This window comes from Bifidobacterium sp. ESL0790, from assembly GCF_029395435.1.
GTDB lineage: Bacteria > Actinomycetota > Actinomycetes > Actinomycetales > Bifidobacteriaceae > Bifidobacterium.
Genome location: NZ_CP113915.1, coordinates 1,407,378 through 1,430,826, shown reverse-complemented (window position 1 = coordinate 1,430,826; position 23,449 = coordinate 1,407,378). Strand labels below are relative to the sequence as shown.

Below are 23,449 nucleotides of genomic sequence, written 5' to 3'. Positions count from 1 at the left end.
GATGACCGAAGGGGACACGAATGAGTGATGGCGAACAAGGCGCGCAGACCGCGTCGACCGGCGTGGCAACCGGTGACGGCGTCGATAGTCATGCGATGAACGCTGGGGCCGGCAACGCGGCGCAAGCTAGAAATGAAGCCGTGCAATCCGAACGTTTCTCACGTAAGAATGAAGCACAACCCAGAGCCGACACCGCGCAGTCCAGAGTCGATACCGCGACGGAGGAGCGCTATGCCCAGGAGAACGACGCCCTGCGCGAGAAGAACCACGCGCTCGCCGCGGCCCTGACACGCGCCGGCAAGGAGCTGCAGAAGGCGAAGTCGCAGTTGGGCCAGCTGGCCGGGCCTCCCCTGACCTTCGCCACGATGGTGCGCGTGGACTCATGCCGCACCGACGAGGAAGGCGTGCAGCACGCCAGCGCCGAGGTCATCTCTGGCAACCGCCGCATCATCGTCCCCGTCGCCTCCGACGTGCCCGCCTCGCGCCTGGCCGGCGGCCGCACGGTGCTGTTGAACGAGAACATGGTGCTGGTGGAGCAGCGGGGCCTCGAGATCTCGGGCAAGGTGCGCACGGTCAAGCAGACGCTCGACGACGGGCGGCTCATGGTGGCCGACGAATCCGGCAACGTCAGGCTGATCTCTTGCGCCGGGGCGCTCGCCAACATCCAGATCGACCCGAGCTCGCGTGTGCTGGTGGACGACGCGGCCCGTGTGGCCCTGGAGGTGCTGCCCGGCGAGAACGCCAACGATCTGGTGCTCGAACAGAAGCCCGACGCCACCTTCGCCGACATCGGCGGCCTCGACGAGCAGATTGAGCGCATCAAGGACGCCGTGGAGCTGCCGTTCCTGCACCGCGACCTCTTCAAACGTTACGACTTGCGCCCACCCAAGGGCGTGCTGCTTTACGGTCCTCCGGGCAACGGCAAGACGCTGATCGCCAAGGCCGTGGCCAACGCGCTTTCGGCCGGAAAGTCCAGCGACGGCGTGTTCCTGTCGGTCAAGGGCCCGGAGCTTCTGAACAAGTACGTGGGCGAGTCCGAGCGCCTCATCCGCCTCATCTTCAAGCGCGCCCGCGCCCGTGCGGCCGAGGGCAAGCCGGTCATCGTCTTCATCGACGAGATGGACTCCCTGCTGCGCACGCGCGGCTCCGGCGTCTCCAGCGACGTGGAGACCACCATCGTCCCGCAGTTCCTCTCTGAGCTCGACGGCGTGGAGAGCCTCGACAACGTGATGGTCATCGGCGCCTCCAACCGCGTCGACATGATCGACCCGGCCGTGTTGCGCCCCGGCAGGCTCGACGTGAAGATCCGCGTTGACCGGCCGAACCGCGACCAGGCGCGGCAGATCGTGCTGCATTACCTGACCGACGACCTGCCCTACCAGGAAGGCGAGGATGCGGGCTCGCTGGCTATCGCTCTGGTCGACGACGTGTATAGCACTGGCGAGGAGCGTCATATCTGCGACGTGTGCGACGAGCAGGGGCGTTTCAGCCGGGTGATGATGGCCGACGTGATCTGCGGGGCGATGCTCAAGAACATCGTTGACAAGGCCAAGACCAAGGCCGTCAAGGACTCGCTGACCCAGCACCACCAGGTGGCGCTTGGCGTGGATTCCGTGCACGACGCGGTGGCCGCTGAGTTCGAGGAGACGCGCGATTCCGTGCTTGACGCCGACCCGGAGCAGTGGTCGAAGATCAATGGCATCGCGGGCGGCCACGCCGTGCAGATCCGGCCAGTGGAATAGGTGGTCTCGCTGGCAATGGACGGTCGGGGCGATGGCTGGTTAGACGAAGTGACAAGCCGGTCGAATAAGGCTGATAAGGCTATATATGGCGGTATCATGGCCGGCCTGCGCTCGAGCGTTGCGCGACGCCTTGATACTGGATGACGGAACGACTATCGCCACAACGAAACGAGGGGCTTGCGGATGAGTGTGCGCAGGATGATGGGCACGGAGACGGAATACGCCGTCTCGACCGATGACGGAAAACATTACAACCCGGTCGAGCTCTCCTTCGAGGTCGTCAGCGGCGCGGCGAACGACGAGACCTGGCATATCCGCTGGGACTACCGCCAGGAGGACCCGCTCAACGACGCCCGCGGCACGCGCCTGCCCCGCGCCAGCGCCCGCCCCGACATGCTCACCGACGAGCCGCAGAACCAGATCGTCAACGTCATTGCCCCCAACGGCGGCCGCGTCTACGTCGACCACGCCCACCCCGAGTATTCCGCCCCCGAGACCATGGACCCCTTCGCCGCGGTGCGCTACGATCACGCCGGCGACCGCGTGATGTTCGAGGCGACCCAACGCGTCAACGAGCGCGACGGCTCCCATATCGTCCTGCACCGCAACAACGTGGACGGCAAGGGCGCCAGCTGGGGCACCCACGAGAACTACATGACCCTGCGCGAGGTGCCCTTCGAGCGCTTGGCCGACCTGATGACCCTGCACTTCGTGGCCCGCCAGATTTTCACCGGCTCCGGGCGTGTGGGGCTGGGGGAGCGCAGCGAGCGGGCTGGCTTCCAGCTGAGCCAACGCGCCGATTACGTGCATTCGCGCGTCGGGCTGCAGACCACCTTCGATCGGCCTATCGTCAACGCCCGCGACGAGTCGCATGTCACCGGGCCATGGCGGCGGCTGCACGTCATCGTCGGCGACGCCAACCGCATGGACGTGCCCCAAGCGCTGAAACTCGGCACGACCAGCATGGTGCTCTGGCTACTGGAGCACGCCGAAGAGGGCGGCTTCGACCTGGACGGCCTGTTATACGAGCTGCGTCTGGTCGATTCGGTCGACGCGATGGGCCGCGTCTCGCACGACTTCACCTTGGCCACGCCGCTGCAACTCGAGCATGGCGGCGAGACCACCGCCTGGCAGATCGAGGTGCGGCTGATGACCGCCGTCTTCTCGCTGGCCGCCGCGATATACGGCACCGACAGCAAGGGTGAGCCGCTGTGGCCGGACGACGAGACCAAGCGGATCATGGCGATGTGGCGTCAGGCGCTCGCGGATGTGGCCGCCGTGCGCCATGCCGGCGACGATGAGCGGATGACGATGCGTGAGCAGGGGCACCGCATGGAATGGCTGCTCAAATGGCAGTTGATGGAACGGCTGCGCCGCAAACTTGGCACCGGTTGGGACGATCCGCGCCTGGCCGCGCTCGACCTGAGCTGGGCCGCGCTCGATCCCGCGCGTTCGGTGTTCGCGAAACTGGTCTCACGCACCGAACGGCTTGATGGTGACTCGGCGGAAAGCGACGCCAAAGTGGCCGAAGCCATGCGCGAGCCGCCAGAGGATACACGTGCCTGGGTCCGCGCCGAGATCATCCGCCGCTTCCCGGAGGACGTGGTGGCGGCCTCATGGTCGCATGTCACCGTGCGCGATGGCGAGGGGTCGACGGGGTCGAAGGGCTCGGTAAATACTGATAACGTTGCGGATTCCAGTATTGGAGTGACTAGTGCCAGAGCTGACGCCACCGACGCCGAGGGCAACCGCATGGCCCCGGCTGGCCATGGCCTGATTTCCTTGGACATCTCGGAAGCTGGCAAGTGGAGCAAGGCCCAGTGCGAGCAGGCCTTCGAGGAATCCGAACAGCGTGGCGAGACCGCCGCGCAGACGTTGGCCCGGCTGGCGAAGCTGTAAACATGGTCGGTCGTCATCCGCCAACCCATGGGCCAGCCATCCCATATTCATTGCAAATGTGACGCAAAAGGGAGCATTAGCGTCACATTTGCAACGAGCAGTACTGTACTTATCGCAGGTGTGACGCAACAGGGAGCATTGGCGTCGCATTCGCAATGAACAGTACTGTACCTGTCGCGGATGTGACGCAAAAGGGAACATCAGTGTCGCATTCGCAATGTTTGATGCTGCGTTGTTGCAGATGTGACGCAAAAGGGAGAATTAGCGTCGCATTCGCAACGAATAACACTGCGTCTATCGCAGATGTGACGCAAAACAGGGGATTCGAGTCACATCTGCAACTGGCATTTGCAACCGGCATTCCCAATTGGCCCCAATATCGACGCTTTATTGGTTACAGTTCGGCGATGAGCCGTTTGTAGTCGGGGCTCGGATGGTATTCGAAGGGGTCGAGGAGCACCAGCTCGTCGTTGACCGGGCGGTTGATCTTGAGGTGCGTCCAGTCGCAGGTGAACTGCGCCCCATCCTCCAGCGCCTTGCCGATGAACCCGCCGCGCAGCGCCGCGCGGGTGTCGGCCGGCGGGTTGTTGAGCGCGCGATTGGCCTCGCTGTGGTCGACGAGGCTTTTCATCACCCCGTGCCTGAGCAGCGAGGGATAGATGGAGCCGTTGGCGATGTCGTGGTAGTCCATGTCGATCTGCTGCATCTTGGCCAGCGGAAGCCTGGGATTGCGCCGTTTGAGTCCGTCGATGAGGAGCATCTTCGACACCCAGTCCACCTCGCCTTGCAGGGCCGCGAAATCGCCGTCAGCCAGGGCGTCGAGCATCCGCTTCCAGTCGGCGAGGATGTCCGCGCACTTGGTGCGGGGGAGGGATGCGGCCATGTCGTCGCCATGCTCGCTCAGAAAGCGCGAGGCGACCGCCCAATAGTGGTATTGAATCTCCAAGCCGTTGACCAGATTGCCGTGGTCGTCATGGTTGTCATGGTTGCCGTGCTCGTCAAGATTGCCGGAACCGTCATGTCCGGCGCCAGCACCCACCAACCCGTCTGACCCGAACTCCTTCTGGCAGGCCCGGAAGGCGTCGATATCCTCGAGTTCGATATTGGCCTGCCGCACGGTCAGGTCCGCGCTCAACGCCTTGTTCGCCGCGCTCGGCGCCTTCAGCGCGCACACCTCGAAGCCGGAGGGCACGCCCAGCCGCTGCGCCGTCTCGATGACGCAGAGCACCAGATGCGTGGTGGCCAGCTTCATCATCGTGGCGGTCTGGCTGCGGTTGGAGTCGCCGATGATGACGTGCAGCCGGCGGAACTCATAAGGGTCGGCGTGCGGCTCGTCGCGCGTGTTGACCATCGGGCGGGAGCGTGTGGTCGACGACGAGACGGCCTCGTCCAGGAAATCTGCCCGTTGCGTGATCTCGAAGCCGTGGTCGGTCACGCGCCCTGCGCCAGTGAACAGCTGGCGGGTGATGAGGAACGGCAGCAGCTGCGCCTTGATGACCGGCAGCGGCACGAACCGGCGCACCAGATAGTTCTCGTGGCAGCCGAAGGAATGCCCGGCCGAATCGACGTTGTTCTTGTACAGATGGATGGTGGCGTTGACGCCGTGCGTCTTGCGCAGCCGTTCCTGCGCCTGGAAAACCAGCCGCCGCATGGTCTCCTCGCCGGCGAGGTCCTGCACAAGCGCGTCGTAAGGGTCGCGCGCCTCGGCCGTGGCGTACTCGGGGTGCGAGCCGACGTCCAGATAGAGCCGTGAGCCGTTGACCAGGTAGGTGTTGGTCGAACGCGCCCGCGAGAGCACGGGGGCGAACATCATCATCGCCACCTGCCCCGGATCGCAAGGTTTGCTGGCCCCGGTCACCGAGACCCCGTATTCTGTCTCGACGCCGAAGATGCGTTTGAGCGAGGCGTAGGCGGAGGAATGTGGGACTTGGCTGCCGGGCCCTTGGTTGCTACTGTCGCGCAGTTGCGGCATCACTGGCCGCCTTTTTGCACGAAGCTGGAGACGTACTGCTCGGCGTTGCTTTCCAGCGTGGAGGAGATGTCGTCAAGCACCGCGTCGAGCGCGTCCTGCTGGGCGTCAGCCTCGTCGAGTTTCTGCGGCTGGGGCGTGCCTTGCCGCACCTCTTGGCTCGAGGTCTCGGTTCGGCTGTGTGACTGTGAGAATTGCTGTGGCATGTTCGCTCCTTGCGCTTCGCCCGTGCCTGCCGGCGGTCGCGTTGGGTTGCTCCAGCGCCGCCCCGCGCGTGCACGGTTGCGTTATCCACTGTAATGGTCGTTCCGATTTTCCTAAAGGCCCGTGTCGTTTCCGTCGGCAATCTCATAGTTTGGGATATCGGGAAATCCTGTTATGCGACGTCGGATAGCTATATGTATAGCCGTGTTGAATATATAAGTATTAATTATTGATAATTTATAACCATGCAGATATCCGTGGTATTCAAAACCACCGCTAGACAACGTGTGATTAAAACAAGCGTCGCAGGGCTCGTGAGATTCTGCGAACGATTTACGCCTGGTTGGCCAGCAACACCGGCCGCAACTCGTCCAGAATAAGCCCGTTGCTCGCCACGATGTCGTTCTCGCTGCGCCAGTGGATCGGGTTGCCGTTCCAGCGGCACACGCCGCCCTGCGCCTCACGCACCACCACGGTGCCGGCCGAGACCGCGGGGATGTCCCAACGGTGCAGGTGCGGCTCGAAATAGGCGTCGTAGGTGCCGTCCGCCACCTTGCACAGGTCGAGCGAGACGGGCCCGACGCGCTTGACGTCGGCGGGTTTGCCGGCGATCTCGTTCAACACCCTGAAGGCGCGCGCCGACTCCGCCGGCACGTGGGACATGCCGAAGCTCACCACCGAGCCGGTCAGGCTCACCGTGGTGGAGGGCATCACCTTGCCGCGCTGCTCGCCAATCGGGGTGCGCCGGATGCGGATGGCGCCCTGCCCCTTGGCCGCCGCATAGGTGAGTCCGAGCGCCGGGGCGTGCACAATGCCGAGGATTGGCTGGGCCGAACCCTCCTCGTTGAATTCGAACAGGGAGATGGTGATGGTCCACTCCGACATGTCGCGCCGGAAGTTGATGGCCCCGTCGATGGAGCCCACACACCAGAAGCGCTGGCCCGGCCGGGCGTCCTCGGGCCGGTCGCGCCACATCCCATCCAACGGATCGATGTAGCTGATACGGTTCTCGATGAACGAGATGAGTTTCTTGTCGATGGAGCTGCCCAGGCGCATGCTGGTGGAGGGGATCGAGAAGACGTCGAGGTCGTGCGGGTTGAGCTGGTCCTGCAGGGCGTGACGCCCCGTGTCCTGCGCCACCTGCGCCACTTTCAGGGCCAATACTCGAAGGTTCGTGGTCATGTCCGTCTTTCTGTGGATCCGGCCGCCATGCGCCCATGGCCGTCGCACGTCCTGCGTTCGTCCTACATCTCCAATATTGTATCGGTCTGCCCGACCTGGGTCGCCCGGCGCGAGCGACGTTGCGCAAAGTTGCCGTCGGCTGCCGTGGATATGCCGTGGATATGTCCGAATATATCCGAATGCACCTGGATACGCCCGAATACAAGAGAAGCCCCCGGTCGCTAGACGAGACGGGGGCTTAAGTCGGTAAGGTGAGAAAATCTTACTTGGAGGCGACGGCCTTCTTGAGCAAGGAGCCGGCCGAGATGCGGACACCGTAGGATGCCGGGATCTTGATGGTCTCACCAGTGCGGGGGTTGCGGCCCGTGCGGGCTGCACGACGAACGCGCTCAGCGGAGAAGAGACCGGTCAGCTTCAGGCCTTCGCCGGACTGCATTGCTTCGACGAACACATCCTGGAAAGCGTTGACGGCGGCCTCTGCCTGTGCCTTGGTCAAGTTGGACTTCTGTGCAATCTTCGAAACGAGATCAGACTTGTTGTATGCCATAAAGCAATCCTTCTTGTTTAGGGGTTCTCATATTTCATCTGAAAACCACGTTCAATATATGATTCTAGCGCAACATCTCGCCAATATCCGCCATTTTCCGTTGTTTTTTCAATGGTTCTGCCCGTATTGGTCACATTCGGAGGCCACTTCAGAGCAGATTATGGCGGTCGAGCCATTTCATCGCGACGGCGCCGATCGGTATTCTCAACCAATAAAAACCGACGCGGTACAGCAACGTGGCGGAGAGGGCGATGGCAGGCGGCACACCGATCGAGGTGAAGGCGAAGGTCAGCGCCGCCTCCACCGCTCCAAGGCCGCCAGGAGTAGGCATCGCGCTGCCCAGGGTGTTGGCCAGCAGGAAGACGAAGGTGGTCTCGATGAGGTTGGAGGGGAGGTCGAAGGCCATCAGGGCCGTCCAGAATCCGAGACCGGTGGCCAGATTGAGGATCAGGGCGCCGAAAATACCGCTGCCGAGCTTCTGCGGCTGGGTCATCACCTCGACCAGCTGGTGGGCGTAGGAGCGCAGGATCGGCAGGTATTTGTCGATGATCAGGCGGCGCAACGGCGTGATGACCATGCACAGGCTCAGCGCGAGCACGATGGCGCCGATCACGACGATCAGGGTGTTGGTGGGCACCATGCCGGAGAACATGTTGCGGCCGGTGAACAGGCCCATCAGCAGCAGGAGGACGATGGTGGTGAGGCCCTGCACCGCCCAGGTGACGCTCATGATGGCCGTGGCCGCGGTGTTGCGGTAGCCGTTCTTGCGCAGGAACTGGAGGTTGACGAAGGCCGGGCCCACGCCGGCGGGCATCGAGACGGCGGTGAAGCCGGAGGCGGCCTGCGAGCAGAAAAGGGCGAAGGGATGGCGCTTGCCGTTGTCCATGAAGGCGCCGAGGCTGATGGCCGAGCCGACCCAGGCGAGCATCGAGCAGCCCAGGCAGGCCAGCGCCCAGCCGAGCTTGGCGTGGCGTACCGCGCTGATGACCTCGTTGGGGCGCAGCTGGGTGAAGATGACGGCCACGGCGATGATGGCCAGGGTGATCGAGAAGAACGACTTGAAGTTGAAGCGCGCGATCTGCACGGGCTCGGCGTTCTCGCTCTCCTCGTCGTCGACCAGGGCGTTGAGCCCGTCGCGCACCTCGGTGAGGATCTGCTTGTTCCAGGTGGGCAGCGTGCGCGTGGCGGAGGGCACGGCGACCTTTTGGACGAACGGGGCCAGCGAGGTGAGCACGTCGACACCCCAGGCGTCCTTGGCGGCGAGGATGGCCTGCTCCGGGGTGGTCAGGGTGCTCAGCAGCACGAGCAGCTGGACCTTGTCGATGGCCACGTTGGTGGCGGAGCTGGCGTAGTCGCCGTTCTGCCAGCCGGCGATGGCACAACGGCCCTCGATCGAGGCGAGGGTATCGGGGGTGATGCGGCGGTGCGTGTAGCCGCGGTCGTTGGCGCGGCTGAGGTAGCGCATGAATTCGGCCATGCTCTCGGCGTCGAGCTTGGCGGGGTCGAAGGGCGTGGGCACGTCGGTGGCGTTGAAGACCAGCACCGACGACTCCTCGCTGTCGAAGACGCCGTAGGGGCTCGGGGTCATCAGCCCGCAGGCGCGCAGGCCCAGGAGCATGGCGTAATGATGATGGTTGGCGTCGCTGGCCGAGCGGTCGTGGCGCATCGAGACGCCGGTGAAGCGCAGGCTTTGCCAGATTTGGTTCAAGTATCCGGCGGCGTGCGACTGGCCGTCGAGCACCGAGACGATATAGCCTTGGCCGGCCGTGTCGCTCGCGTCGTAGATGCGTGAGTTCTCGATGAGGTCGTCGTCCAGCGTCATCTTGAGCACGCCGGAATCGTTGTTGGCCTCGCCGCGACGTTTGAGGGCTTGGATATTGAGGCCTATGCTTTTGGCCGCCTGCACGATCTCGTCGCCCCACAGGCCCTGGTTGCCGGTGCCGATGGCGAAGCGGATGACCAGGCCGATCACGCGGCCCACGGCGAAGGAGACGATGACGCCCGAGACGGAGTGCCAGGAGATGATGACGAAGACACCGGCGGCGATGAAGAGGACGTTCCATCCCCATTTCACCGATGTGCGCGAGCGGCGGGGGCCGGCCACCGTCAGGAACGCGCCCAGGCCGGCGTAGAAGTCGGGCAGCATCGCCGCGCCCGCGCCCTCGCCGGGGGAGCGTATGGCCATGAGCAGGGCGGGATTCCCCAGGTGCACCACTAGGGTGGAGAGCCCGAGGATCACCGCGTAGCCGAGGAAGAGCGCCACTACGGAGACGGCCGATTGCAGCCATTCCTTGTTGATGACCAGGTGGGCGAGCACGCTGATGACGATGATGAGGCTGGCCAGCTGCTGGAGCATCGAGGCGGGCATGTCCATCAGCCAGTTGACCGCCTGGCCGGCGCTGCGGGCATCGTACTCCACGCCGCTGGTGATGCCGCGCAGGTAGATGGCGAAAAGGCTCACGCCGATGGCCAGCAGCAGTGCGCCGGCCGCGTGGAGCAGGTCGTTGAAGTTGTGGGTGCGTTCCGGGGGCACGTCCTCGATGGTGGGCGAGGGGGTTGCGTTTGTGGCTGTTGCCTGAGCCGTGTCAGTCGCCGTTTGCGGGGTGGTGGACGTTGCTACTACGGTCGTTTCGCCGATGGCCTCGCTGGTTGTTTCCGTGGAATCGTCAGAATCATTGGAACCGTTGGAATTATTGGGATTATCGGAATCCTCAGATTCAGAGACAATCGCAGAACCATCGGAAGTCGCTGAACTATCCGAAGCCGTCTGATTCTCCGGAATCGACGAGGCGTCGAGCATTGCCGAATCGTCAGAGGTCGCAGGACTGCTGGGTGTCGCTGAACCATCAGGGATTACGTCAGGGTTCACCGAATCAACGGCACTGGTCCCCGTGGTCCCGGGCTCCTGTGCCTTGTTCGCCTCCGTCTCGACGCCGTCATCGCCAAGCGGCGTTGGCGCCTCCGGCTCCTTGTGTTCCTCCGTCATCGCTTGTCAAAATCCACCAATCGGGCCGCCAGCCCGGTGTAGGTCGAGGGGGTGAGGGCCTTGAGCCTCGCCGCCGTGGCCTCGTCGAAGTCCAGCGAGTCGATGAACGTCTCGATGTCGGCCTTGCTGATGCTCTTGCCGCGCATGAGCTCCTTGACCTTCTCGTAGGGCCGTTCCATGCCCTCTCGTCCGGCCAGCTCCTGGGCGCGCATCGCCGTCTGGATGGGCTCGCCGAGCACCTCCCAGTTGGTCTCCAGCTCGTCGGCCATCGCCTGCTGGTTCGGATGGATCGACTTGAGGCCGCCCAGCAGGTTGTCGAGGGCGAGCAGGGAGTAGCCAAGCGCCGCGCCGATGTTGCGCTGCGTGGTCGAATCGGTGAGGTCGCGCTGCCAGCGGCTCTCCACCAGCGTGGACGACAGGGCGTCGAGCAGAGCGCAGGAGAGCTCCAGGTTGGCCTCGGCGTTCTCGAAACGAATCGGATTGACCTTGTGGGGCATCGTCGACGAGCCGGTGGCGCCCTTGACGGGCACCTGGGCGAACACACCGCGCGAGATGTACATCCACACGTCCACCGCGAGGTTGTGCAGGATGCGGTTGGTGTGGCTCACCGCGCCGTAGAGCTCGGCCTGCCAGTCGTGGCTTTCGATCTGCGTGGTCAGCGGGTTCCAGGTCAGGCCCATGCGGTTGGTGACGAACTTGCGCGAGACGGCGAGCCAATCCACGTCGGGGCAGGCCACCATGTGCGCGCCGAAGGTGCCGGTGGCGCCGTTGATCTTGCCCAGGTACTCCTGTGAGGCGATATGCCCCAGCTGCCGGTTGAGGCGGTGCGCGAAGACGGCGAGCTCCTTGCCCAGCGTGGTGGGCGTGGCCGGCTGGCCGTGCGTGAGCGCCAGCATCGGCAGGTCGCGGAACTCCTCGGCCTTGCCCGCCAGGAAATCGGTGAGCTCGCGGGCCTTGGGCAGCCACACCTTTTCGATGGCGGCCTTCACGCAGCGGCTGATCGAGAGGTTGTTGACGTCCTCCGAGGTGCAGGCGAAGTGGACCAGGGTCTTGAGCCCGGCCAGCTCCGTTTCCGGGCCGAGCACGCTCTTGGCGCGGTCGAGCTCGTCGTCGATGTAGTATTCCACGGCCTTCACGTCGTGGTGCGTCTTGGCCTCGTATGCGGCGTGACGAGCGATGCCGTCCTTGCCGAAATCGCCGGGGATGGCGCGCAGGTAGTCGCGTTCTGTCTGACTCAGGGGCTTGGCGCCGGGCACGAGGGGCTGGTTGCCGTTGCCCTCGTAGCCATTGGTGAGCATGATCAGCCACTCCACCTCGACGGTGATGCGCTCGCGGTTCAACGCGGGCTCGCTCAGATATTCCACGAGCGGGGCGGTCTGCGCATGGTAGCGTCCGTCCAACGAGGTGAGAGCGATTGCCGGTGAAATCTGAGTCAGCTGCATATTGGTTAGCCTACTGCCAACCGTGAACCGTGTCGAGCCGCGCCCGACCCGTGTCCGTCAGCCGTTTCGACGAGTCGTGAGCCCCGGTTTATGGCGGATTCGGGCGGTTGGCGAGTAGGGAATCAGTGGTCATGTCGTACTTCCTTTCAGTTGGTTTTCAAAGTCTCCCAAGTTGCTTTTTTGTGGTGGGTGGGTTTGTGCGCGGCTGCATCGCTGAGGCGTGGATAGATGCATGGTGTTGATCGTGCCCCGGCAATCGCCTTAGTGGTGCATGCGCCCCTGCCAGTAGGTGGTCGATTCCAGGTCGCCGTCGAGGATGTCGTCGAAGTGCTTCTCGTGGGTGCGCACCGCCGGCGAGCCCAGGTCGGTGGCGTTCTGGTAGGCCGCCTGATGGTATTTGAGCCAGTGGGTGATCTCGGCGTCGTCGGTGGTGTCTTTCACATTGGCGCCCGCGTAGGGATTGAGCAGCCCGAAGTTCTTGCCGGGAATGCACGAGCCGTCGGGCATCACCTTCGCGTTCGGGTTCTCGCCCTCGCGCTCGGCGGTGCCGTGGATGGTCAGCCAGTTGAGTTTCGGGGCGTTGTCGGCGCCGTCGAGCGCCGCCACCAGCTCGTCGTCCATCTCGATGCTGGTCACCCAGGTCTTCGAAGGGATGGGATGGTTGGCGATGGGGGAGCCGGCGGTGACGATGTGCTGGATGTTGAACTCGTCGCCCTTGTCGGCGGCGATCGCGCCCGCCACGATGCCGCCCTGCGAATGGCCGATGAGCACCACGGGGTCGGTCTTCTTGATGCCGGCCTTGCGCATCGCCTCCACCACCATGCGGGCGCTGTCGGCTTTCATGCGCTGCTTGGGGTCACTGCTCATCAGCTCGGCGTTCTGCTCCCAACCGAACGGCGAATCGCCTTTGCCGTCGGTGCCGGGGATGGTGACCAGCCATGCCACGCTGCCGTCGGAGCGCCGGTATTTCTGGATCGCGATGGTGCCGTAGCTCAGCCCGCTGTTGAGCTGGATCTTGCCCAGCCGCTCCTCGGCCAGCCGCCTCAGGTTCTCCATGGCTTCGGCCACGTCGTGCGATTCGCCCACCACCTCGGTGTTGGCCTTGACCTGCCTGACCTCGAGCTCGTTGCCCTGCACCAGATCCTTGACCATGCCGCTGACCTTGGCCACCTTGGAGGCGCCTTTGTTGAGCTCGTCGGTCTGCCTGACGCCGTCGACCAGGTTCACCTTGGCCACCTTGGAGCCCAGCCCGCTCATCAGCCCCTGCTGGAACTTCTCGGTGGCCGTCAGCGCCCCGTAGGCATTGGGTTTGCCGGAGGTGATGCTGCCGCCGATCGCCCCGCCGATGATGCCGCCGGTGAGCGCCGCCGCGGTGTATTTGGGGCTGATCCGCGAGCCCAGTTGCGTGGCCTCCGTGATGGCCCGGCTGGTCTTGCGCTCGGCGTCGTCGTAGAGGCTGTAGGCGCGGATGAGCAGGTCGGCCATCTCGTCGATCACGAGCCGCAGGTCGGTACATCCCTCGGAATGGCTTTGGCAGCGCCGTTGCAGCCTGTCGAAGGGCATGGTGGTGTGCCCGTGGCCTGCGGCCGCGGGGTTGCCGCTGGAGAGGGTTGGGCAGGTGGGGGTGCCCAACCGTTCGCGTTGCAGCTGCTGGGTGGCGTCGAGCCAGGCCCGCGAGGTGCCGTCGAGATAGCCCGCCGTGTCCGTCAGCGTCTTCGCCACACGCTCGTATTGCGCCCGGTCGGCGACGCTCAGCTGGTGGCCGCCGCTTATCTTCGCCTGTACCTTCCAGCCCATCACGCACCCGCCTGCTGGGCGAGACGGTCGGTGGCGCGGCACTCGTCACGCAGCGCCGTGGCGCGTGTGAGCAGCTCGGCCATGCGCTGCTGGAAGAGCGTGGCGGCGTTGCCCTGCCAGTCCAGCGCCTTCGAGGCTCCAATCGCGCTGGAAATCGAGGAGACGAGGCCGGCGGTGGTGCGGTCGAGCGTGGCGACGAGCGTCTTGCCCTCATGCACGGCGCGGTGGCAGCCGCAGCCCTCGTTGGTATAGAGGTCGTTCGGCGTATTGGGGAACGGATACGAATTCTGGTTCTGTGTTAGGTTCATGGCCCCATTGTGCACGATTTGCGCTCGAAAGCGAGAGAATTTCGGGTACTGTGGTCGAACGGTTGGGGTTATCCACATTTGAGGCGTGTCGCCGTATAGCAGTCAAAGTTATCCACAATGAGTTATCTGCAATCCATCCGGTTAAGGTGAGAGAGATTGCGTTTGTGACGCAAATCCGACATTTTGCGTCGCAAACGCAGTAAGGATGATTCATGAGGTTGCGTTTTTGACAGAAACGTCGGGTCTTGTGTCACGTTTGCAACCGTGACGGATGAAGAGTTGCGTTTGTGACGGGAACTTGGCGCTTTGCGTCACGTTTACAGCAAGGATGATTCATGAGGTTGCGTTTGTGACGGAAAGCTCACGTTTTGCGTCACATTTGTGATGGGTTGCGTGTGGAAGGTTGCGTTTGTGACGGTAGCTTGGCGTTTTGCGTCACGTTTGCAACTGTGACGGATGAGGGGTTGCGTTTGTGACGGTAGCCTGCTGTTCTCCGTCACGTTTGCAAGGGTGCGAGTAGAGGGTTGCGTTTGTGACGCAAATCCGAGGTTTTGCGTCACATTTGCAGTAAGGATGATTCGTGAGGTTGCGTTTGTGACGGGAACTTGGCGTTTTGCGTCACGATTGCAACCGTGACGGATGAGGGGTTGCGTTTGTGACGGTAATCCGGCGTTTTGCGTCACAAACGCAAGGGAGGCCCCATCAATAGAAAACGGGAACGTCATTATCAAACGTTCCCGGTTTGTTTCGCCAGCCCCGGCCTCACGGCCTCAAATCACCAGGGCTTGGCCTTGTTACTGTCGTCCTTGGTGCCCGAGCTGCTGTTGTTGTTCTGCGAGCCGGAGGCCGGCTGGTTGGCCTTGAGGGTCTCCTCGATCTGCTTGCGCTGCTCGTCGCTCAGGCCCGGTGCCTCGTTGGAGGAGTGGCCGGTGCGCCCCGTGCCATTGGCGTTGGCCTTGCCCTCCTGCTTGGCCAGCTTCTTGGTCGTCTTCTGTGTCAGTTTCTGCGAGACGTCCCTGTTGGCCTGGATGGACGATTTGACCGAGGGGAGCAGCAGCGGGTCGAGGGCGCTGGCGCTCTGGAACTCCTGGTCGATCTGCTCCTGCTGGGTCTTGAGGCCCTGCAGGTCGCTGTCAGGGTTGTTGTAGGCCGAGATGGCTTGGTTGAGCGAGTTGGTGGCCTGGTTGTAAGTGTTGATCGCCGAGATGTTGGCGCCCATGAACCCGGCCACGGCCAGCAGCAACACCGCCACCACGGCGATGGTGACGCGCACGGGCAACGGCGCCACGGCCTTGCGCCGCGTCGCGCCCTTCGATTTCGAATCAGGCTTCGCCGCGCCCGGGCCCTGCCGGCCTCCGCCGGTTTTCCTGCCTTTGAATACCGTCATAGGAGCCTCCTTGACGTGGAGATCCACGCGCCCAGCTCGATGGCGAGCAGCAGCGCCAGCGCGATCGCCAGCGGCCAGATGACGGCCGTGACGCGCTCATGCCGCTTCGGCACCTGCGTCACCCGCCACTTCTTGGAGGCCTGCGCCACGGTCTTCTTGCTCATGGTATGGCTGGCGTCGAGAAGGATCGACTTGCCGCTCATCTCGTCGGCGATGTTGGCGAGGTTCTTCGTGTCCATCTTCGAGACGCCGGGCTGGCCGGTCTCCGGGTCCTTCACCCAGTCGCCGTCCTGGATGGTGTTGGGCGAGTCCGAGTCGCCGGCCTTGATGTTGGGGATGTTGCCGCCGTTGGTGGAGCCCACCCCGAGGGTGAAGGCGTCGTCCAGGTATTGGCGCAGGGGGGAGTAGGAGCGGCGCACCTTGGTGGAGGTCTGCTCGCCGTCGGTGATGATATAGAGCACGATCTTGTCTTGCGGATGCGCCTGACGAATCGACTTGAGCTCCACGAGCAGCGGGTCGATCGGCGCGTCGAGACTCGAGCCCGCCGAAAGCGAGGTCGGCTCTGGATTGAGCGCTTTGGCCCAGCCCTGGATCGCGCCCACGTCGGGGGTCAGCGGCACATCCACCGTCGAGCTCGCCCCGAAGCGCACAGCCGCGAAGCTGGAGTTCGGGTAGGCCACGGTCAGGTCGTCCACCGCGTGCTTGGCCGCGTCGAGGCGGGTCATGGGATCCTTGGAGCCATATGTGGCATCCTTGACGGCCATGGAGCCGGTCACGTCGGTGGCCACCACCACGTTGGTGGCGTTGATCGCCCGGCTGGTGGTCGTGCTGATGGTGCTGGGGGCCAGGGCCATCACGGCCACGATCAGGCACATCGCGCAGCGGCGCACACAGGCCCACACGGTCTCGTCGCTGGAGTTGTCGGCGCGACAGCGCACATAAAGCACGACCACGGCGATGGCAAACGCGAGCATCACCACGGCGATGGCGATGCCGACGGGCCAGCCCAGGGACGGCGCGAGTTTCCATTCGTTCATCGTCTCAGCCTCCAAGCCAGGGCGAGCCATGCCACCAGCGCCATAGCCAGCGCCAAGGCCCACCAGCCGGGGGCGTCGACCATGGCCGCGCGCCGGTTCTGCTCGTTGGCCTTGCTCTTGCGCTTCTCGATGTTGCGCACGAGCATGTCGACCGACTGCCCGGAATGCACCGAGGAGTAGGCCCCGCCGTGCGCGGTGATGTCACGCTGCATGTCGATGGTGGTCTGCTCGCTCTCCTCGCTTTTGGGCCCGGCGTAAAGCCCGTCGACGGTGATGCCCGCCTTGCTGGTGAGGTCGAGCGCCGAGCCGAGCGTATAGGTGGATTTGCCCGAGACGTTATCGGTGGCCAGCACGATGGACTTCCGGTTGGCCTCGCCCTGCTTCTTCTGGCCCTCGCCATAGGTGAAGCCGGGCAGCATCGCCGCGCAGCTCACCAGCCCGTCGCCGATCAGCGAGGTCATGTCCTTGCGGTTCTGCGTGCCCTCGATCAGGTCGGAGAAGTCCTGCGAGATGCGTGAGTCCATCTTGTCGATCTTGTCTTGCGAGGAGACCTTGCCGAGGATGTCACTGGCCTTCTTGAGCTGCCCGGAGGCCAGGTTGTAGTCGTCGGTCAGGGGGAAGAGGGTGCGCGAGGTGGAGTTGAAGAGGCTCAGGCCGATGCGCTCGCCCTTGAAGTTGTCGATCAGATGCTGGTAGGTCTCAAGCACCTGATGGTCGTAGGAGAGCATCGAGGGGGATACATCCAGGCACAGCACGATGTCGCGGTTGCTGGCCCGCTCGTCGCCCTCGTCGATGGTCGAAGGCCTGGCCACCAGCGCCAGCGAAAGCACCAGCGCGATGGCCAACGCGGCCACGGCGAAACGGTTGAGCAGCCGCCATTGATGGAACCGGGCGCTGGTCTGCTCGGTGTTGAGCTCCTCGTCCATGTCGAAGACGGGCAGCTGGGTCTGCTTGCGCCGCCGGCGTCCGTAGAACTCGACCAGCGCAACGACGATGACCGCGCAGGCCACGGCGGCGACGAGACCCACCCAGGGCCAATGCCATTCGAGATTCATCGACGCCACCTTTCAACGAGGTTCGACACCCATTCGCCGGCCTCCTCCACGCTGGTCTCCTGGGCGGCCGGGTTGATGGTCGCGTCGGCGAACTCCGGGGGGTAGAGAGCGTTGATGGTCTGGCGCAGCAGGGCTATGCCGTGGGCGTCGGCCGTGGTGCCGGGCACGCTGCCGATGTCGGAGAGGGTGTGTGAGCTCAGGTCGCGGCCGGTCTGCTCCGAGGCGAAATCGCGGGCCACCTCAGCGAGTTTGTTCAGCGCGATGTCGCGAGTGATGGAGCCTTGCGCGTGGTCGTCGACGATCTTCTGGATACGCGCGCGCCACACCCCGCGCTCGCTGCTGCCCGTGTGGGCTCCGCGGGGCTTGGGTGCCTGCGCCTTGCGGGGCCGCGAGAGCAGGACCACCAGCACGATCAGCGCGATGGCGATGATGAGGCTCAACACCAGCCCCAACACCAGCACGCCGGGGATCCTGATGGTGCTCTGCGGCTTGAGCTGCTGCTGGCCGGCGGCGATACGTATGGATATACGCGTGGATAGATATGTCGGAATATGCATGGATATGGACGAAAGCGTTCCCATCAGGCCGCCACCCCCGTCAGCCCGACCGACACGCTGCCCGCAAGGGGAGTCAACGGCGCGCGCTTGAGCGTGGTGGAGAGCAGATGGATGAACTCGTCGAACATGCCCTGGCTCGAGGCCGAGCGGATCATGGTGGCGTTGTTGCGCCGCAGCTCCTGCTCCAGCTGGGCTGCCATATAGCTGCGGTGGCGGTCCACCTCCTCGGCCGTCTCGCCGCCGCGCATGAAGGCCGGCACCTGCCTGCCGGAATCCCCGTCGGTCACCTCGCCGAAGGGATAGTCGCGGAAGGGGTTCAACGTGGAGACGACCACCATGATGAGCGGATGGCCCATGGCGATCTTGCGGATCTTCTTCAGGTGCTCCTCGCGCAGGGCGTGCTCGTCGGTGGCGATGACCACCAGCGAGCCACGGTCGCCGATGGTGGGGATGTAGTCCAGCAGCGCGTCGAAGTTGCGGGAGACGTTGGAGGTATGGGTCAGGCCGTCGTCGATGGTGCGCTCGAACTGCGCCAGCCCGCCCTTGAACGGCACGCGCGTGATGCTTACGCTGTCGGCGAAAGTAAGGGTGATCTGGTCATGGCGCTTGGCACTCAGCGAGGCGAACATGCACAGTCCGTTGGCCGCCACGTCCAGCGCCCGCTCGCCGGAGGGGCACACGCCGGTCATCTCACGGCCGGTGTCGATGAACAGATGGATGCGCGAGGTCACCAGGCGCTCGCGTTCGGTGACCATCGGCCGGCCGCTTCGCGCGCTCATCTTCCAATCGATGAGCCTCGCCTCGTCCTCCGGGGTGTAGGGCCGGGTCTCCATCGGGTCGTCGCTGCCGTTGGGGCGGCGCGAATGGTGCTCGCCCTCCATGGCTCCCAAGGCCCTGCGGACGGTGGGTAGGCTCAGCCTGGGGGTCAACGCCTCGATCTTCCTGCGAATCGCGGCGCTCTCCTCGGGATCCGGCTGGACTCCCCGCAGGGAATCCGCCTGTTGGTCTGGCTGGGCGGCTGAACTCATGGAACCGGGACCGTCTGGACGATGGAGTCGATGATCTGGTCGGTGCTCACCCCGTCGGCCTGGGCCTCGAACGTGAGAAGTATACGGTGGCGCAGCACCTCGTGGATGAACGCCTTGACGTCCTCGGGCACCACGTAGTCGCGCCCGTTGAGCAGCGCCTGCGCCTGCCCGATGCGGATGAGCGCGATGGAGGCGCGGGGACTGGCCCCGAGCCGCACGCGGGAGGCGAGGCCCTGGATCGGATGGCTGCCGGCACCACGGGTGGTGGAGACCAGATCGACGGCGTAATCCATGATCGCCTTGGAGACGTGCACGCGGCGCGCCTCGGCCCTCATGAACTCCACATCGGCGATCGAGAGCACGTCCTGGCTCATCAGCGCCGGGTCGGCCACGTCGGTGCCGCGGGTGGCCAGGAGCGCGAGCATGCGCTGCTCCTCGTCGACGCTCGGGTAGGTCATGATCGACTTCATCATGAAACGGTCCATCTGCGCCTCGGGCAGCGTGAACGTGCCCTCCTCCTCGATGGGGTTTTCGGTGGCGATGACCATGAAGGGCTTGGGCAGGTTGATGCGCTGGCCGCCGATGGTCGTCGCGCCTTCGGACATGGCCTCGAGCATGGCCGACTGCGTCTTGGCGTTGGAGCGGTTGATCTCGTCGAGCAGCACGAAGTTGGCGTGGATGGGCCCGATCTGGGTGGTGAAGTGCTGCTTGGCGAAGTCGAAGACCTGCGTGCCCACCAGGTCGGAGGGCATGAGGTCAGGCGTGCACTGCACCCTGCGGAACGAGCCCGAGACCGAGGTTGCCAGCGTCTGCGCGGCGGTGGTCTTGGCCAGACCGGGCACCGATTCGATCAAGATGTGCCCGCCGGCCACGAGCGTGGTGATGAGCGCCTCGCGCAGCTGGTCCTGGCCGATGAGGGTCTGCGCGAAGCGCGCCCTGATGCGGTCCGCGAGCCTTTTGGTCCTGGCGCTGGCGCTGACCGCGGCGTTGCCTGCCGTCGGCGCGGGAACGCTGTTCGTCCGCTGCTGCGGCATCTGCGGGTGGGGTGGAAATATTGCCATGTGACCTGTCCCTCAACAATTCATCGAGTCTTCAATGTCTAAGGCTCTGTTCTGCGTTTTTATGTCGTTATGTTTCCGTTGCGTCTGTTTTAGCTATGCCATAGGCATTGTAGTGGCCGCGGGCGAAGAAGCCCCGCTCAGAGCCCAATCCACGGGGGTGGCCCCCATCCGCTGCAGCGCCTCGTTGGTCCTGGAGAAAGGACGGGAGCCGAAGAAGCCGCGGGAGGCCGAAAGCGGGCTGGGATGCGGCGACTTGATGATGAAGGCGTTGGTGAGCAGCGGCTCGAGGCTCTGCGCGTTGCGTCCCCAGAGGATGGCGACCAGCGGCTTGGGCCGGCCGTTCTCGTCGGTTCGCGCGTTGAGCGCCCGCACGGCCGCGTCGGTCACTTGCTCCCAACCTTTGCCGTGGTGGCTGTTGGGCCGTCCGACCTGCACGGTGAGGCATCTGTTCAGGAGCATCACGCCCTGCCTGCACCATGGCGTCAGGTCGCCGTTCTCGGGGATGGGCAGGCCGAGGTCGGTGTTCATCTCCTTGTAGATGTTTTGTAAACTTTTGGGTACAGGCCTTACATCCGGGGCCACGCAGAAGCTCAGGCCGACCGGATGACCCGGGGTGGGGTAGGGGTCCTGCCCGACGATCAGCACCTTGATCGAGTCGAAGGGGATGGTGAAGGCCCGCAGGATATTGTGGCTGGCGGGCAGATAGCGCCGCCCCGCGCGCAGCTCAGAGCGCAGAAAATCGCCCATCCGGTGCACGTCCGGCTCCACGTCGGTCAGCGCCCTGGCCCAGCCCGGCTCGATGAGCTTACTCAACGGTTTGACATGTGTCTCGTTCATACCCCCGATTCTAGGTTCGGGGCCGTATCTCGACTTGGTCCCACGTAATGCATGATTTTGGGCCGTGTTGGTCTTTCATAATCCGTCGTCGTCTAGTTTATTCGACGTCCGTCATTCGATTGTCGTACACGGAAGGTGTCACGATGTGTTTGTATATCTTTGCTGGTGGAAATGCTTTGACGGTGCCCACCGTTATGGTTGTAGACTGGGTTACAGCACAAAGGGATATGCACGGAAGGAACAGAATGGCACACGACGAAGAGAATGCCTTTGATTCGTACCAGAAGGACGCGTTCGACAATCCGCCCAAGGGTCCGGTGGGGGTTCACCGTGGCAACACCCCGTTGGCGAAGCGTGTCATTCCCTACGCCATCGTCCTGCTTGTGGCGGTGCTCGCTGGGCTGCTTGTATACGGCGTCTATTCCGGCGATCTCTCAAAGGTTTTCAGTGGTCACCAGACCACGCAGCAGCAGACGGTCACGCCCAAAAAGAAGACGGTGAAGAAGAAGGCCGCCACCAAGGACGACACGAAGTCTGACGATCAGTCCAACAAGAACGAGACGACGCAGCAGCCCGCCGCCACGGTCAACAAGGGCACCGCGGTGACCGTGGTCAACGCCACGCGCACCTCCGGCTACGCCGCGCAGAAGGCCGCTGTGCTCCAGCAGGCCGGTTACACGCAGGTCTCGGCGGTCAACCCCGCCGGCGACGTGCCCTCCTCCTCGGTGGTGTGGTACCAGAACGACTCCGACAAGGCCACGGCCCAGGACGTCGCCAACCTGCTCGGCATCTCGAGCGTGCAGCAGCAGTCTGGTGCGTCTTCTCCGGTTGAGGCCATACTGCTCAACTGAGCGGCCGATCTGGTCGGTTATCGGATTTTGATGAACGGCGTCCGGCGGTTTCCCGTTGGGCGCCGTTTCCGCGTCTTTGGGCCATTCGTTTGTATGGCATGTTTTTACGGCGTGTTGTTATGTAATTGACCATGCATGTGCATATACTTGAAAATAAGCCGCAAGGGGCATTCGGAATCAGCCGGGTGCTTTTAAGTTTGGTGTGGCTTCTCGAATGAGAGAATGGTTATTATGGCACAAGGTACCGTGAAATTCTTCAACGCCGGCAAGGGCTATGGTTTCATCAGCCCCGATGATGGAAGCGAAGACGTCTTCGTCCATTACTCGGCCATCCAGAGCGATGGTTTCAAGAAGCTGGATGACGGCGACAAGGTTGAGTATGAGTTCGAGCAGGGCCCCAAGGGTCTGCAGGCCACAACCGTCACGAAGCTGTGAGTGAATAGGCTCTAAACACTTTATTCAAAGACCGGTTCCGACGTAGCGCAACGTTACGTCGGAACCGGTCTTTGTCGTTTTCGGCAACTAGTTGTGATATGGATCGACAGAAGATATTCGCGCGCTGAACCGTCAAGAGAAGCTTTATTATCAGAGTAATTGGATGGAAACAACCACGTGCTTGTCCCCATCCTGTCTAAGGAGTTTATTCACGGATTGCTTCCGTAAACTCATAGGAAAACAGACTGGCCCGTTCGTGAACATTGATGCATGGTTGCTCACTCCGAGACCCAAAGACCACGAATCGTCGCCAAGAAACCATTCAATCCTTCTCAATCGGGAATCAACAATGAGGCATCCCCGCCAGTGTTCGTAATTTAATGCAGAGGACAGTACTTGAGACTTATTCCTTATCTTGGTGAAGTTATTCGGCTCGAAGTGAATTAGTTTTGCACTTAAGTTGGGTTCGAAAAGACGATCGTAAAAATAATTTTGCTCGCTGATTCCCGCACGAGCCACGGAATTGGGCCTATCGCAATACACGCCGCAAAGATGCATGAAATTTTGTTTTTCCCATAACACATCTAGCTTGAATCCATCTGAGCAAATGACAACCGTATGTAAGCCGATAAGCTTCTTATATTGTTTTGCAGCGGACTTGTAGGCAGGCAGAAGACTCTGTTTGAAGCTTGCCGTATGGTTTTTCCTGCTAGACTTCATCTTCCTCTCCTGCTCGTAATAAGAACGGTTCCCAGCGTGCGTTACACACGCTGGGAACCGTTGAAAGTCATGTTTCTGTCTTCTGCATGACACCCCCGAAAGGGTTGGGATAATCGCACTCGAATCGACAAGACGCCGTTCGTATCGCCTGTGCCCCTAGGCTAGGCTTTCAGTTCACGCAACTTATGGCCAAGATTCCATGACCATAAGAAAAGCCTGCGGCAGATTTGACTCTCTTTCACCGACACCGAAGCGGTCAACCTGAAGAGGTGATCACCACCGACCAGTGTCAACTAAATTATACAAGAACGAACAGACTGTGCTCCGTCCTATTAGTTTTGATGTACTGATGGTGTGGTGGTTATTGGGGGAGGGAGGAGGCAACGCTGGTGGTGTGGTGGCGGC

At 63.0% G+C, this 23,449-nt stretch carries 18 protein-coding genes and 1 pseudogene; 4 read left to right on the top strand and 15 right to left on the bottom strand.

The window, feature by feature from the left end; all coding sequences use genetic code 11:
- The first annotated feature begins 140 nt into the window (after positions 1 to 140).
- Together arc and dop are read left to right on the top strand one after the other, a co-directional pair.
- The gene (arc, locus tag OZY47_RS05330; protein WP_348519401.1) at positions 141 to 1,742 is read left to right on the top strand and encodes a proteasome ATPase; all 1,602 of its coding nucleotides are present in this window, start codon (positions 141 to 143) and stop codon (positions 1,740 to 1,742) included.
- A gap of 183 nt (positions 1,743 to 1,925) precedes the next feature.
- On the top strand, positions 1,926 to 3,641 hold the full coding sequence (gene dop, locus OZY47_RS05325) for a depupylase/deamidase Dop (protein ID WP_277177321.1): 1,716 nt from the start codon (positions 1,926 to 1,928) through the stop codon (positions 3,639 to 3,641).
- 547 nt (positions 3,642 to 4,188) lie between these two features.
- On the opposite strand, the pseudogene OZY47_RS05320 reads toward dop, so the two are convergent.
- The 15 genes and pseudogenes from OZY47_RS05320 to OZY47_RS05250 form a co-directional block, all read right to left on the bottom strand.
- Positions 4,189 to 5,613, bottom strand: a pseudogene (locus OZY47_RS05320) (proteasome accessory factor PafA2 family protein); the annotation flags it as partial.
- Positions 5,613 to 5,816 (bottom strand): ubiquitin-like protein Pup, encoded by a 204-nt coding sequence (locus OZY47_RS05315; protein ID WP_277177319.1) that lies wholly within the window; start codon positions 5,814 to 5,816, stop codon positions 5,613 to 5,615. The gene OZY47_RS05315 and the pseudogene OZY47_RS05320, both read right to left, overlap by 1 nt.
- 331 nt (positions 5,817 to 6,147) lie before the next feature.
- A complete protein-coding gene (locus tag OZY47_RS05310; protein ID WP_277177318.1) occupies positions 6,148 to 6,996 on the bottom strand; it encodes an inositol monophosphatase family protein in 849 nt (282 codons plus the stop codon).
- Positions 6,997 to 7,258: 262 nt separating this feature from the next.
- Positions 7,259 to 7,543, bottom strand: coding sequence for an HU family DNA-binding protein (locus tag OZY47_RS05305; protein ID WP_033521170.1), 285 nt, complete (start codon positions 7,541 to 7,543; stop codon positions 7,259 to 7,261).
- Between the two features lie 148 nt (positions 7,544 to 7,691).
- On the bottom strand, positions 7,692 to 10,529 hold the full coding sequence (locus OZY47_RS05300; RefSeq protein WP_277177317.1) for a lysylphosphatidylglycerol synthase domain-containing protein: 2,838 nt from the start codon (positions 10,527 to 10,529) through the stop codon (positions 7,692 to 7,694).
- Positions 10,526 to 11,971, bottom strand: coding sequence for an adenylosuccinate lyase (gene purB, locus OZY47_RS05295; protein WP_277177316.1), 1,446 nt, complete (start codon positions 11,969 to 11,971; stop codon positions 10,526 to 10,528). The genes OZY47_RS05300 and purB overlap by 4 nt, the downstream gene beginning before the upstream one ends.
- 261 nt (positions 11,972 to 12,232) lie before the next feature.
- Complete coding sequence (locus OZY47_RS05290) at positions 12,233 to 13,768, bottom strand: alpha/beta hydrolase (protein WP_277177315.1); 1,536 nt, start codon at positions 13,766 to 13,768, stop codon at positions 12,233 to 12,235.
- Complete coding sequence (locus tag OZY47_RS05285) at positions 13,768 to 14,076, bottom strand: hypothetical protein (RefSeq protein ID WP_277177314.1); 309 nt, start codon at positions 14,074 to 14,076, stop codon at positions 13,768 to 13,770. Before OZY47_RS05285 ends, OZY47_RS05290 begins: the two co-directional genes overlap by 1 nt.
- A 775-nt stretch (positions 14,077 to 14,851) precedes the next feature.
- Positions 14,852 to 15,463, bottom strand: a complete 612-nt coding sequence (locus OZY47_RS05280; RefSeq protein ID WP_277177312.1) for a DUF6466 family protein — start codon at positions 15,461 to 15,463, stop codon at positions 14,852 to 14,854.
- The gene (locus OZY47_RS05275) at positions 15,460 to 16,500 is read right to left on the bottom strand and encodes a vWA domain-containing protein (RefSeq protein ID WP_277177311.1); all 1,041 of its coding nucleotides are present in this window, start codon (positions 16,498 to 16,500) and stop codon (positions 15,460 to 15,462) included. The genes OZY47_RS05280 and OZY47_RS05275 overlap by 4 nt, the downstream gene beginning before the upstream one ends.
- Positions 16,497 to 17,555 (bottom strand): VWA domain-containing protein, encoded by a 1,059-nt coding sequence (locus OZY47_RS05270; protein WP_277177310.1) that lies wholly within the window; start codon positions 17,553 to 17,555, stop codon positions 16,497 to 16,499. The genes OZY47_RS05275 and OZY47_RS05270 overlap by 4 nt, the downstream gene beginning before the upstream one ends.
- Positions 17,552 to 18,112, bottom strand: coding sequence for a hypothetical protein (locus OZY47_RS05265; protein ID WP_277177309.1), 561 nt, complete (start codon positions 18,110 to 18,112; stop codon positions 17,552 to 17,554). Before OZY47_RS05265 ends, OZY47_RS05270 begins: the two co-directional genes overlap by 4 nt.
- Before the next feature lie 23 nt (positions 18,113 to 18,135).
- On the bottom strand, positions 18,136 to 19,140 hold the full coding sequence (locus OZY47_RS05260; RefSeq protein WP_277177308.1) for a DUF58 domain-containing protein: 1,005 nt from the start codon (positions 19,138 to 19,140) through the stop codon (positions 18,136 to 18,138).
- Entirely contained in the window at positions 19,137 to 20,201 is a 1,065-nt protein-coding gene (locus tag OZY47_RS05255) for a MoxR family ATPase (protein WP_277177307.1), read from the bottom strand. The genes OZY47_RS05260 and OZY47_RS05255 overlap by 4 nt, the downstream gene beginning before the upstream one ends.
- A gap of 93 nt (positions 20,202 to 20,294) precedes the next feature.
- Positions 20,295 to 21,038 (bottom strand): uracil-DNA glycosylase, encoded by a 744-nt coding sequence (locus tag OZY47_RS05250; protein ID WP_277177306.1) that lies wholly within the window; start codon positions 21,036 to 21,038, stop codon positions 20,295 to 20,297.
- A 245-nt stretch (positions 21,039 to 21,283) separates the two neighbouring features.
- Here OZY47_RS05250 and OZY47_RS05245 point away from each other — a divergent pair, with 245 nt between their 5' ends.
- A complete protein-coding gene (locus tag OZY47_RS05245; RefSeq protein ID WP_277177305.1) occupies positions 21,284 to 21,889 on the top strand; it encodes a LytR C-terminal domain-containing protein in 606 nt (201 codons plus the stop codon).
- Positions 21,890 to 22,120: 231 nt separating this feature from the next.
- Positions 22,121 to 22,324 carry a cold-shock protein gene (locus OZY47_RS05240; protein ID WP_277157704.1) on the top strand — a complete coding sequence of 68 codons (204 nt, stop codon included), beginning with the start codon at positions 22,121 to 22,123 and terminating at the stop codon, positions 22,322 to 22,324.
- Positions 22,325 to 23,449: the final 1,125 nt, after the last annotated feature.